We start from the raw sequence: 13,410 nt of genomic DNA on the forward strand, positions 1-13,410 counted from the left end.
AATGGATAGTTCTATTCTGATCGAATCGTTCGCGGAGTTTGCCAAGTTCAAGAATATTGACCGGCCGACAATGATGCGTATTCTGGAAGATGTATTTCGGACGATGATTCGCAAAAAGTGGGGCACTGACGAAAATTTTGATATTATTCTGAACGTAGAAAAAGGTGACCTGGAAATCTGGCGGAACCGCGAAATTGTAGACGATAACTCCGAAGATATCTGGGATCATGATAAAATAAGCTTATCGGAAGCCCAGAAAATAGAACCTGATTTTGAAATAGGCGAAGAAGTAGCCGAAGAAATAAAATTAGAGGATTTTGGTCGCCGGGCCGTTTTAACTGCTCGCCAGACCTTAATTCAGCGGGTAAAAGACCTCGAAAAGGATTTAATGTACCAGAAATACAAAGACCTGGTAGGAGAAATTATTTCGGGCGAAGTTTACCAGATCTGGAACCGGGAAGTGATGCTGGTAGATCCGGATGATAATGAATTAATTTTGCCAAAATCGGAGCAGATCCCAAAGGATCGCTACCGCAAAGGCGATGTGGTAAGAGCCGTCGTACACCGCGTTGAAATTGTAAACGGTACGCCGCGTATTATCCTATCCCGTACCTCGCCGGTATTTTTAGAGCGTTTGTTCGAAAACGAGGTGCCGGAAATTTACGATGGCCTGATCATCATCAAAAATATTGTGCGGGAACCCGGCGAGCGCGCCAAGGTGGCGGTAGAATCTTACGACGATCGCATTGACCCGGTAGGTGCCTGCGTGGGGATGAAAGGTTCCCGGATTCACAGCATTGTACGGGAACTCGAAAATGAAAATATTGATGTAATTAATTACACCGATAATTTGGAACTCTACATTCAGCGTGCTCTGAGTCCTGCTAAAATCAGCAGCATGAAGATTAACGAAGAAGAGGGTCGGGTTTCGGTATTCTTAAAGCCCGATCAGGTATCTTTGGCCATTGGTAAAGGTGGACAGAATATTAAACTGGCCAGCCGCCTGGTTGGTTTGGAAATAGATGTATTCCGGGAGCAGGAAGAGTACGAGGAAGATATTTCTATTGACGAATTCAGCGATGAAATTGAAGACTGGGTACTGGACGAACTAAAACGCATAGGCTTAGATACCGCTAAAAGCGTGTTGGCCGTAACCCGCGAAGATCTGGTTCGCCGCACCGAGTTAGAAGAAGAAACCGTTGACGAAGTACTTTCTATTATCCGCCAGGAATTTGAATCGGATAATGGGTAATTTAATTAAGAATCTGTAATTAACCCGGTAGATTCTTTGTTAAAATATTAAAATAAATTAATAACCATATAATTGCTACTGTTTAACCCATTAGTAATTATAAATAACATAATAAAGAAAACAGCATATTTTGAGCATGTCAGAAGAAAAAACGATGAGGCTTAAACAGGTAGCAACAACCCTGAACATTAGTACGTCCACGGTTGTGGACTTCCTATCAGGTAAGGGTTTTGATATCGAAAATAAACCTACTTCAAAAATTACATCGGAGCAGTTCAGTATGCTGATGAAAGCATTTGAATCTTCGGTGCAAGCCAAGATTGAAGCCGCTGAACTTAATATTGGTAAAAAACATCCTGCTCCGGAACCCGAACCAATCAGACACCGGGAACCTGAGATACATAAACCGGAGCCAGTGGCTCCGGCTCCTAAACCTGAGCCGGTAGCGGCTCAACAGCCAGTTAGTGCCGTTAAAGAAGAGAATGCTGGTACTGGTACCAGACTGCCCGGCTTTAAAGTAGTAGGAAAAATTGAACTAGATGCGAAAGGCAGACCTATTCCTAAACCGGCTGCTCCAGTAACGGCACCTGCGCCAGCCGCAGTTGCGGAACCTCCGGTAGCTAACCAGGCTCCGGCACCAGTTGCGGATACACCGGTTGTTGCACAGGCACCTGCTCCGGTAGAACCGGCACCAGCACCGGTACCGGCCGTACAAGAAACTACTGCCCCGGTAATACCAGTTCCGGCGCCCGAGCCAGTAGCAGAAAAAGCCCCGGAAGCCCCAGTAGCTACTCAGGTTGAAACCATTCAGTCAGTGCCGGCACCGGCTCCAGCTCCGGAACCAGTAGCTGCAGCTCCGGAAGTAAAAGAAATGCCAGCGCCCCTGCCACAGGCAGAAGCACCGGCTCCAGCACCTGTGCCAGCACCGGAGCCAAGCCCGGCGCCACAGGAAGTAACCGAAGACGAAGAAGTGGAAACCATTGTTGCCCAGGCCGATAAATTGAAAGGTTTAACCGTTTTGGGTAAAATAGAATTACCTACAGCAGGTGGTCCTAAAACGGCCGGCGGCGGTAAAAAAGGATTTAAAAACGATGGCGGCGGCGACCGGAACCGGGGTAATAACCCGCAGCAACCAAACCGCGACGCCAATGTTAACCGGGATAATGCCAACCGCGACAGTGCGAATAAGAAAAAACGGAAGCGTATAATTGTACAGAATGCCGCGCCGGATACCAACGATCGGCCGGTGGTTGTACGCGGTGACCGGAAAGATTTTTCTCAACCGGCTCCCGGCAATCGTCCTAACTTTAATAAAGGTGGGGGTGGTAACCGGCCAAATATATCGGCAGGTGCCCCTAAACAGGATGTAACTGATAAACAAATTCAGGAACAGATCAAAGCCACTTTGGCCCGCCTCAGCGGTGGTAAAGGTAATCAGGCTAACCGTGCGAAGTACCGGCGCGAAAAACGCTCGGCTATTGCCGATGCCGATGAGCAACGCCGCGCACAGGAGCAATCAGAGTCTAAAACGTTGAAGTTAACCGAATTTATTTCGGCGAACGATTTAGCATCCCTGATGAATGTTTCGGTAAATGATGTAATTAAAGTGTGCTTGGGTTTAGGAATGTTCGTTTCTATTAACCAGCGTCTCGATGCCGAAGCCATAACCATTATTGCCGACGAATTTGGCTATGATGTAGAATTCCTATCGGCCGAAGACGAAGACATTGAAATAGAAGAAGAAGACAGCGAAGAGGATTTGGTAGAACGCGCCCCTATTGTAACCATCATGGGCCACGTTGACCACGGTAAAACATCTTTGCTCGACTTTATCCGGAACTCGAAAGTAACGGCCGGTGAAGCCGGGGGTATTACCCAGCACATTGGCGCGTATGATGTATTAACCGATACCGGCAAGCGCATTACTTTCCTGGATACACCAGGTCACGAGGCTTTTACGGCCATGCGGGCCCGTGGTGCCAAAATTACCGACGTAGTTATTATTGTGGTAGCGGCCGACGACGACGTAATGCCCCAAACCAAGGAAGCATTGAATCACGCGCAAGCTGCCAGCGTACCTATTGTAATTGCCATTAACAAAGTTGATAAGCCTTCCGCAAATCCGGACCGCATTAGAGAGCAGTTAGCGGCTATTAACATTCTGGTGGAAGAATGGGGTGGTAAATACCAGTGTCAGGAAATATCGGCCAAAACCGGTCAGGGTATTCCGGATCTTTTAGAAAAAGTATTACTGGAATCAGAATTACTTGAATTAAAAGCCAACCCGGATCGCCGCGCAACTGGTAGTGTTATTGAAGCCTCTCTGGACAAGGGCCGGGGCTACGTGGCTACCATTATGGTACAAACCGGCACTTTACACGTAGGCGATGTGATGCTGGCCGGTTCGCATTATGGCCGGGTTAAAGCCATGACCGACCACCGGGGCAAGAAAATGAAAACGGCTGGTCCGTCTACACCGGTACAGGTGTTAGGTTTAGATGGCGCGCCGCAGGCTGGTGATAAATTTGTAGTATACGAAACCGAGCGCGAAGCCCGGGAAATTGCCTCCAGCCGTTCGCAGTTACAACGCGAGCAAAGCATGCGTACCAAGAAACATATTACCCTCGACGAAATTGGCCGCCGTTTGGCTATCGGTTCGTTTAAGGAACTGAATGTGATTGTAAAAGGTGACGTGGATGGTTCGGTAGAAGCACTTTCCGACTCCTTACTCAAACTTTCGACGAACGAAGTGCAGGTAAATATTCTTTCCAAAGGCGTAGGTCAGATTTCGGAATCTGATGTATTGCTGGCCTCGGCCTCGGATGCGATTATAATTGGTTTCCAGGTACGGCCTTCGGCCAACGCCCGCCGGCTTGCCGAGCAGGAGCAGATAGATATCCGCCTGTACTCCATTATTTATAACGCCATTAACGAGGTGAAAGACGCCATGGAAGGTATGCTGGCACCAACTTTACAGGAAGTAATAATTGCCAACGTAGAAGTGCGGGAAGTATTCCGGATAACCAAAGTTGGTACCATTGCCGGCTGTATGGTTACCGACGGAACCATTAACCGTAACTCTAGAATCCGGGTAGTACGCGATGGTATTGTGGTTCATTCCGGTGATATTCTGGCTTTAAAACGCTTTAAAGACGATGTATCGGAAGTGAGAACCGGCTACGAGTGCGGTATCAGCATCAAAAACTTTAACGATTTGGAAATAGGCGACATTATTGAAGCCTACGAAGAAAAAGAAGTGAAGCGGACTTTATAAGCTGCTGTACTTTAAATAAAAACAAAAGGCTGTTAATATTAACAGCCTTTTGTTTTTTAGAGCATGGTGGCCAAAAAACAATATTTACTGAAAGCTAACTTTACCGCTTCAAGTGGCTCACAGGATTATTGATTAGGGCTAAAGCCAATTTACCTAGCCATCATATAACCTAAGCTCCCGGTTATACCTATCTACCATTACCACCACTTAGATAATACAAGAGATAAGCAGGTTTTGCTTATTAGTAAACCTATTTCCGTATATTTGCCTCCTAAATTAAACAGCTAGTAGTCTGAATCTTGATGACAACATTTAATAACCTGAAACTTGACCTGGATGGCGGTATATTAACCATTACAATTAGCCGGGTCTCTAAATTGAATGCCCTGAATACCGAAACGGTAGAAGAAATTGGGGCAGCGATGCAGGAAGCGTTTGATAATGAAGATGTGCGGGGAATAATTTTTACGGGTGAGGGTGATAAGGCTTTTGTGGCCGGCGCAGATATAGCTGAAATAACAAACCTGAACGAAGTAGTGGGAAGACGCTTTTCGGAACGTGGGCAGGATATTTTTAGCATGATCGAAGAATCGCCGAAACCGGTAATAGCTGCGGTAAACGGCTTTGCCTTGGGCGGCGGTTGCGAACTGGCCATGTCCTGTCATATCCGGATTGCCAGCGAAAATGCCCAGTTTGGCCAGCCCGAAGTAAAGTTAGGCTTAATACCCGGCTACGGCGGTACCCAGCGCTTAACCCAGTTAGTAGGTAAAGGCAAAGCCATGGAACTCATGATGACCGGCGACATGATTTCGGCCCAGGAAGCATTGCGTTTACGACTGGTAAACCATGTTACCACCTTCGCCGACCTCATGATTAAAACCCGCGAAATAATGGGCAAAATTATATCCAAAGCACCGTTGGCAGTAGGCTTAATTGTAGACTGCGTAAACGCCTGGTACGACAAAGAAGAGCACGGTTACCAAACCGAAGCCAATTCATTTAGCCGTTGCTGCGGTTCCGAAGACTTTCTGGAAGGCACCCACGCTTTCCTCGAAAAAAGAAAACCAAATTTCCAGGGTTACTAATCCGAATAATTGTTTTTACGCCCAATCTCATTTCTGTTCCTGAATATTTTAGCTTCTGCGCATGAGTAGTGTTGCCAAAAAACTGGTAGGGCAAACTGCGGCCTATGGTATCAGCAGCATTGTCGGGCGCTTATTAAACTTCCTGTTATTTTTTGCCATCCATTCAAAGGTTTTCGGCCCCGAAAAATATGGCATTATTGGCAGTTTGTATGCTTACGTCGGCTTTTTTAATGTGCTGTATACCATGGGTTTGGAAACTGCTTTTTTCCGGTTTGCTAACCGGGCGGAGGTTAATTTTCAGGCGCTTTACAATAAGGTATTAAGTTTTATTATTTTCACCAGCCTGGCTTTTACCGCTTGTATTTTAATATTTATAAACCCTATTGCTGAGGTTATTGATTTTCCGGACCAGCAGTTATACATCAGTTGGCTGGCCATTATTCTGGCCGTAGATGCCATTACAGCTATCCCATTTGCGCGCCTTCGGCTGGAAAATAAAGCCATTAAATTTGCTAGCCTGAAAATGGCTAATATTTTTATAACCATCGGCGCCAATATTTTCTTTTTCTGGTTTTGTCATGGTATCTATTTCGGCGAATTTTTACCGGATTTAAAACCGCTGGTATCCAAAATCTATGTACCCGAATGGGGCGTAGGCTATATTTTCCTGATTAACCTGGTTGCCAACTTATTATTAATTCCAATGCTTTGGCGGGAGTTTCGGGGCTTCCGTTTTAAGCTGGATTTAACTTTCATGAAGCCGCTGCTCCGGTACGGTTACCCGCTCATGATTATGGGCTTTGCCGGCATGGTAAACGAACTGATCGATCGGATTTTATTATTAGAGTTTCTGCCGGAAAACTTTTACCCGAATTTAAGTACCAAAGGGGCAGTAGGGGTTTACAATGGCTGCTACAAATTAGCTATGTTCATGACGCTGGCCGTTCAGGCTTTCCGGTATGCTGGCGAACCCTTTTTCTTCTCCCAAGCCAAAGAAAAAAATTCACCGGCCACTTTTGCTTTGGTTATGAAATGGTTTGTTCTGATTTGTACCTTTATTTTCCTGTTTGTCAGCATAAATCTCGAAGATTTTAAACTACTTATCCGCGACCCGGAATATTATCAGGGGTTGGGCATTGTGCCTATTTTACTGTTAGCCAATTTATTTTTAGGTGTTTATTACAACTTATCCATCTGGTTCAAGCTAACCGATAAAACCCAGATAGGCACGTACATAAGTTTTGGCGGCGCGGCCATCACTATTATTTTAAATATTTTATTAATACCCGTTCTGGGCTATATGGGCAGCGCCTGGGCTACATTAGCCTGTTACTTTAGTATGGCAGTTGCCTGTTATATATTAGGGCAGAAATACTATCCAATCCCTTACCCGGTTGGCGCTATAACCGGCTACCTGGTGGTAGCGGTTCTGCTGGTTTTGGCTGCGCTCTATATTCCAATTGCCAATTCTGTCTGGCGTCACCTGTTTCATCTGGTCTTGTGCGCCGCCTTTTTATTACTCGTTCTGGTTGTCGAAAAACCTAAGTTTAGCCTGAAAAGGTAATTTATCAGTTGCTCCTGAATTCCTTCTTTTAAAATTAAAAAGGATTATTGTAGCGTTACTTGCAACTAGAGTATTATATTTCCAGTAATAAATTTTCAGTACATGAAGGTAAATATAATTAATCAGTCTAAACACGCCCTGCCCTCCTACCAGACCCCAAGTTCAGCGGGCATGGATTTACGGGCAAACCTGGATAGTAGCATCGTTCTGAAACCTTTACAGCGGGCGCTGGTGCCGACTGGTTTATACCTGGAACTGCCAAACGGTTACGAAGCGCAAATCAGACCAAGAAGCGGACTGGCTTATAAACACGGAATTTCTATCGTAAACAGCCCCGGCACCATCGATGCCGACTACCGGGGCGAAATAAAAGTGCTGCTGGTAAATTTATCGGACCAGGATTTTGTCGTAGAAGATGGCGAGCGGATTGCCCAAATGGTGGTAGCCCGCCACGAAACCGTAGAATGGCAGGAATCTTTATCGCTTACAGAAACCGAAAGGGGTGCCGGCGGCTATGGCAGTACGGGCGTAAAGTAATGTGCTAATTATTTAATTTGCTGATATGCTAATTTGCTGATGTAAAAATGTATGGATGTAGAGATGTACTGATTTGCTGGTACGCTAATTGGAGAAGGAGGATCAATTTTTTGCGATAGCTATTACCTTATTCAAAACAGTACTACTATTTATAACACTCTTTTGCCAAAAATCGAACATCTAAAAACGAACATCAAATATCTAACTACTAATTTCGAACATCACATATCTAACTTATAACAAACAAGAATAAACTATGAAAATAATAGTTCCGATGGCTGGTATGGGCAAACGGATGCGTCCCCACACCCTTACTGTTCCGAAACCGCTGGTACCCATTGCCGGTAAGCCCATTGTACAGCGCCTGGTAGAAGATATTGCCAAAGTTTGCGCCGAACCCATAGAAGAAGTAGCTTTTATCATTGGCGATTTCGGCAAAGAGGTAGAAAACCGCTTGTTAAAAATTGCCGAATCGGTAGGTGCCCGGGGCACTATTTCTTACCAGGATAAACCACTGGGTACGGCCCATGCTATTTTATGCGCCAAAGAATCGCTGGAAGGTAATGTGGTAGTAGCTTTTGCCGATACCTTATTTAAAGCCGATTTTACCCTGGACACCTCGGCCGATGGCACCATTTGGGTACAGCAGGTAGAAGATCCGCGGCCTTTTGGGGTAGTAAAACTAAACGACAGCGGCGAAATTACCGACTTTGTTGAGAAACCGGAGCATTTCGTATCGGACCTGGCGATTATCGGAATTTATTATTTTAAAGACGGTGCTTACCTGCGCGAAGAACTCCAATATTTATTAGACAATAATATTCTGGATAAAGGAGAATTCCAGTTGACCAATGCACTGGAAAACATGAAGAATAAAGGTACGCGCTTTATTCCGGGCAAAATATCGGAATGGCTGGACTGCGGCAACAAAGATGCGACTGTTTATACCAACCAACGTTACCTCTCCTATCTGCAGGATTCCGACGGTTTAATATCCCAAACAGCCAGAATAAATAATTCTGTCGTTATTCCGCCGGTTTTTATCGGCGAAAATGCTATATTAGACAATGCAGTAGTTGGCCCGTACGTTTCTGTAGGTAACGGCACGCAAATATCCGATTCGGTTATCAGCAATTCTATTGTGCAGGAAAATACGGTTATAAAATTTGCCAACATAACAAACTCAATGTTGGGCAGCTTTGTTAACTACAAAGGAACCCAGGCCGATTTGAGTTTGGGTGATTATAATGCGCTTAAAGAATAAAATTTATATAAATGATTTCCATTAAATCCTTTATCTGGCCTTGTATCTGCCTGTCGCTACTGGTAACCGGGCCACTTTATGGCCAGAAACGAGGTAAAAAAGATAAAAAACAGCGGCAAGAGCAGACCACCACTGCTCTTGCCCCTAAAAAAGAAGACCCCAGAGATCAGGAAGCCAGTGAATCCTTTTTTATTGACGGGTTAAAATTTATGATGCTCGAGGACTATCCCAAAGCCCTGGAGCGTTTTCAGAAAGCTTATACCATTAACCCGGTAAATGCCGCCCTGAATTATAAGTTAGCCGAAACCATTATGCTGATGGGGCGGCCGAACGATGCGGTTTCTTTTGCACAGGCTGCGGTTAATTTAGATGCCGCCAACCCTTACTATTACTTACTCCTGGCGCAGCTTTACAATAACCAGCAACGCTACGATGAGGCCATTAAAACCCTAACCAAACTCACCAAAGATATTCCGAATACAAACCAGTATTTGTTTAACCTGGCCGATATGTATTTGGCGCAAAAACGCTACGACGATGCGCTGAAAACCTACGACCAGATAGAAAAACAATATGGTTTTTTAGAAGAAATAGCCTTTAAAAAACAACAAATATACCTGCGCCAGAACAACCTGGACAAAGCTTTAGCCGAAGGCCAGAATTTAATTGCCAGTGATCCGTCGGATGCCCGTTATACGCTGGTACAAGCCGAAATGCTGGCGAACAACAAAAAGCCCGATGAAGCTATTACGCTGATTAACCAAGTATTGCAGAAAGAACCGGCTAATCCGCAGGCCCGCCTGATGTTAGCCGATTTATACCGACAGAAAGGTAATTTAGGCGAATCGGAAAAGAATTTGAAGCTGGCCTTTGGTTCTCCTGCCATGGATGTGGATACCAAAGTTAAAATTTTAGTTGAATATATCCGGCAATTGCCGGTGCCGCCGGCGCCCGCCAATCCCGAACTGGAAAGTATGGCTCTAGAACTGGCCGGCATGACGGTAAAAGCGCACCCGCAGGAAGCCAAAGCTTATGCGGTAGCCGGCGATGTGCAGGCCATTACCCGCAAAAAAAAGGAGGCGCAGGCCAGTTACCTCAAAGCCATCCGGCTAGATAATTCTCACTTTAAAATCTGGCAGCAAATAATATTCATTGATGCGGAGTTGATGCAAACCGACTCCATGATTGTGCATTCTGAACAAGCCTTAGAGCTATTCCCCAACCAGGCCATGCTTTGGTTTTATAATGGTACCGGCCATTTGCTCCAGAAAAATCCGGCTAAAGGTATAAAGTCTCTGGAGTATGGCAAAAAACTAGCCGTAGACAACGCCGAGTTGCAAACACAATTTAATATTCAGCTGGGCGATGCTTACCAGGCCCTGAAAGACTATCCGAAATCGGATGCGGCTTACGAGAGCGTGCTGGCCATAGACCCCAATAATGCTCATGTTTTAAATAATTATAGTTATTATCTGTCCTTGCGGAATGCCAACCTGAATAAAGCCAAAAGTATGTCGGAGAAGCTTATAAAAGCCCACCCGAAAGAAGCCACATATTTAGATACGCACGGCTGGGTACTTTATAAGTTAAAAGATTATGCCGGCGCCCGCAAATATTTAGAAGAAGCCATTGCCCTTAAAAAGGATGCTGATTTATTAGAGCATTACGGCGATGTGCTGTACCAACTCGGGGAAAAAGAGCAGGCCGTGCAACAATGGGTAAAAGCAAAGAGCTTAGGTAAAGGGTCGGAGCTGATTGATAAAAAAATAAAGGATAAAAAATTATATGAATAGCCGCCATTTGGTTTTTGGGGCATTAAGTTTCCTGTTAGCTTTCTCTTCCTGTAAAAAAAATATTACGCCAGTTAGTTCCGCTCCTCCTCCTCCGGGTGAAACGGCTGCTCCTGCGAATCTGGATTTTAAATATTTTAATGCCCGGGGTAGAATGCAGCTGGACGATGAAGGCGATAAAATAAGCACCAATATTAATATCCGGATGCGCAAAGACAGCATTATCTGGATTTCGGTGGTACCCGCATTAGGTATCGAAGCCGCGCGTATCCGTTTAACCCAGGATTCGGTACACCTGCTCAACCGGCTTAAAAAAGAATATTTTGCCGGCGATTACTCTTACATCAAGCAAAAATATAAAGTAGACGTAACGTACGATTTGCTGCAGGCTATTTTACTGGGAAATTATTTACCGGCGGCCGAAGGCAAAGTAAAAATTATTGATGAAAAACCGCTGCAGCACTCGCGGCAGGAACAAGCAAACCTGTTAATCGATCAGTTTTTGGATGCGGAACTAAATAAGCTGAAGAAAATAACCATCAAAGATCAGGAATCTCAGAATTCGATTTCGGTAGATTATTCGCAGTTCGCAGCCGTCGAAAACCGGACTTTTGCCAAAGCCGCGCTTATTGTGGTGCAGCAGGGTCAGACCGAGAAAGATAAAACCAAGGGTGCTATTGCCGCCATTGATTATCATAGAATAAGCCTCGACGAGGGTGCTTTGGCTTTTCCATTTTCGGTGCCCCAAGGCTACCGGCGACAGTAATTTTTAATTTATTCCCCCATTAAGTTTTTGTTAGGCATTAGATTTATAATATTTGTAAGTCTAATGGGGTTATCAGGATATTGATGCATAGGTTTTTCAGATTTTTACCTTTCTTATTTCTTATCATTTCCAGTCTGGCTGCGAGCGCCCAGCAAAGCAGCAAAAGCAAACCAAAGCCTAAAACCCACACCAAATCCAAAGCCCAGTTAGAGCGCGAACGGGTAGAGAACCTGAAGCGGATTCAGGAAGCCAATCGCATTTTGCAGGAAACCAAGCAGAAGAAAGAAGCTTCTATTGGTCAGCTCAACGCCATTAAGGAAAAAATAACAGTTTCCAGGGGACTTATCACTAATATTTCGTCGGAACTAAAATACATTAACCGGGATATGCGGCAAACAGAAACAACTGTAACATCGCTGAAAATGGACCTGGACAAAATGAAAGCGGAATACGCCGCTATGATCTACGGCGCGGCCAAAACAGCCAACAGCTATAATAAAATGATGTTTTTATTTGCGGCCGAATCTTTTAACCAGTTTGTCCGCCGTTTAACTTACCTGCACCAATATTCAGAAGCCCGCAAAAACCAGGTGCGCCAGATAAATGCCATTCAGGAATCGTTGCAGCAAAAAATAAATGTGTTATCGGGCGCTAAGCGTCAAAAGCAAAGTTTACTCCATACGCAACTGCAGGAGTCGAAAAACCTGGATAATTTAAAAAATCAGCAAAATACCGTTATTACCCAACTGAGCCAGCAAGAGCAGGAATTACGCAAAGAAGTAGAAAGGCGCCAGTTGGCGGTGCGGCAATTAAATAACCGGATTAATGCCATGGTAAGGGCGGAGATTGCCCGCTCGGCAGAACTGGCCCGGAAGCGGGCCGCTGCTGCCGGTACCGCCGAAACCCGTACTTCGGCTAATCGGGTAACCTTAACGCCTGAAACGGCGCTCCTCTCCTCTTCTTTCGGAGGCAACAAAGGTCGGTTTCCGTGGCCGGTTGAGCGGGGCTTTATTTCCCAGCGTTTTGGCGTGCACCCGCACCCGGTTCTCCGCAACGTAAGCATTCAAAACAATGGCATTGAGATCCAAACGAACGACGGCGAGAGTGCCCGCTCCATTTTTGCCGGTAAAGTAACCAAGGTCATCAATATTTCGGGGATGAATAATATTGTCATGATCCAGCATGGCGAGTATTTTACGGTTTACGGAAAATTAAAATCGGTAAGCGTAACGGAAGGCCAAAACGTAGAAGCACGGCAAAATATCGGCAGCATTTACACCAACAGTGAAGGCACCACCGAACTGCACTTCGAAATCTGGCGCAACGTAAATAAAATGAACCCCCAAAGCTGGTTAATGGCGAAATAAATTGGTAATATTTTTAATCCGTTGATTTGAACCTATAACAACCACCCCGGTCCTTTAATTACCTTTAATCCGCTTGTTCCTAAATAAAAGATAGCCGACCTTTATTCTAAACCGGAATGCTTTTTTGCTTACTTTTAGAAAAGAAGAGGTGTACTTATTTTAAAAATACGGGAAAGCAACTATTTTAATTATTAGAATAATATTTTTTCTCCTTTTTAAACTTTAAACACTTTCTTTACCTTATATTAAAAAATAAACTATTTTTGTATTACTCAACTTTAACCTTATTGATTATGGAACTGAATAATGTTCTTGCTTTTATTGGTGGTTTAGGTACCTCCGAAGTTTTAGTTATCCTGGTAGTAATATTGTTACTGTTTGGCGCGAAACGCATTCCTGAATTAGCCAAAGGCCTGGGCAAAGGTATCCGGGAGTTTAAAGACGCTACCAAAGAAATTAAAAGCGATATCGAGAAAGCTGCGAACGACGAAACACCTAACCGGTAATCCGT

The 13,410-nt window shown here is 44.8% G+C and carries 10 protein-coding genes; all 10 read left to right on the forward strand.

What is annotated here, in order from left to right:
* The first annotated feature begins 1 nt into the window (after position 1).
* The 10 genes from nusA to AAE02nite_RS07470 all read left to right on the forward strand — a co-directional run bounded on the left by nusA (position 2) and on the right by AAE02nite_RS07470 (position 13,405).
* On the forward strand, positions 2–1,252 hold the full coding sequence (nusA, locus tag AAE02nite_RS07425; protein WP_146896540.1) for a transcription termination factor NusA: 1,251 nt from the start codon (positions 2–4) through the stop codon (positions 1,250–1,252).
* Positions 1,253–1,388: 136 nt separating this feature from the next.
* On the forward strand, positions 1,389–4,526 hold the full coding sequence (gene infB, locus AAE02nite_RS07430; RefSeq protein ID WP_146896542.1) for a translation initiation factor IF-2: 3,138 nt from the start codon (positions 1,389–1,391) through the stop codon (positions 4,524–4,526).
* A gap of 302 nt (positions 4,527–4,828) precedes the next feature.
* The gene (locus AAE02nite_RS07435) at positions 4,829–5,611 is read left to right on the forward strand and encodes an enoyl-CoA hydratase/isomerase family protein (RefSeq protein WP_146896727.1); all 783 of its coding nucleotides are present in this window, start codon (positions 4,829–4,831) and stop codon (positions 5,609–5,611) included.
* A 61-nt stretch (positions 5,612–5,672) separates the two neighbouring features.
* A complete protein-coding gene (locus tag AAE02nite_RS07440; RefSeq protein WP_146896544.1) occupies positions 5,673–7,175 on the forward strand; it encodes a lipopolysaccharide biosynthesis protein in 1,503 nt (500 codons plus the stop codon).
* A gap of 102 nt (positions 7,176–7,277) precedes the next feature.
* Complete coding sequence (gene dut, locus AAE02nite_RS07445; protein ID WP_146896546.1) at positions 7,278–7,712, forward strand: dUTP diphosphatase; 435 nt, start codon at positions 7,278–7,280, stop codon at positions 7,710–7,712.
* Positions 7,713–7,968: 256 nt separating this feature from the next.
* Positions 7,969–8,976, forward strand: a complete 1,008-nt coding sequence (locus AAE02nite_RS07450) for a sugar phosphate nucleotidyltransferase (RefSeq protein WP_146896548.1) — start codon at positions 7,969–7,971, stop codon at positions 8,974–8,976.
* A gap of 11 nt (positions 8,977–8,987) precedes the next feature.
* The gene (locus AAE02nite_RS07455) at positions 8,988–10,769 is read left to right on the forward strand and encodes a tetratricopeptide repeat protein (RefSeq protein WP_146896550.1); all 1,782 of its coding nucleotides are present in this window, start codon (positions 8,988–8,990) and stop codon (positions 10,767–10,769) included.
* On the forward strand, positions 10,762–11,532 hold the full coding sequence (gene lolB1 / locus AAE02nite_RS07460; RefSeq protein WP_146896552.1) for a lipoprotein insertase outer membrane protein LolB1: 771 nt from the start codon (positions 10,762–10,764) through the stop codon (positions 11,530–11,532). The genes AAE02nite_RS07455 and lolB1 overlap by 8 nt, the downstream gene beginning before the upstream one ends.
* Positions 11,533–11,615: 83 nt before the next feature.
* Positions 11,616–12,899, forward strand: a complete 1,284-nt coding sequence (locus AAE02nite_RS07465) for a murein hydrolase activator EnvC family protein (protein ID WP_146896554.1) — start codon at positions 11,616–11,618, stop codon at positions 12,897–12,899.
* A 293-nt stretch (positions 12,900–13,192) separates the two neighbouring features.
* Positions 13,193–13,405: a Sec-independent protein translocase subunit TatA/TatB gene (locus tag AAE02nite_RS07470; RefSeq protein WP_146896557.1), complete on the forward strand. Its 213-nt coding sequence runs from the start codon at positions 13,193–13,195 to the stop codon at positions 13,403–13,405.
* Positions 13,406–13,410 lie beyond the last annotated feature (5 nt).

The sequence above is a fragment of the Adhaeribacter aerolatus genome (assembly GCF_007991635.1).
In the GTDB taxonomy this organism is placed as follows: Bacteria; Bacteroidota; Bacteroidia; order Cytophagales; family Hymenobacteraceae; genus Adhaeribacter; species Adhaeribacter aerolatus.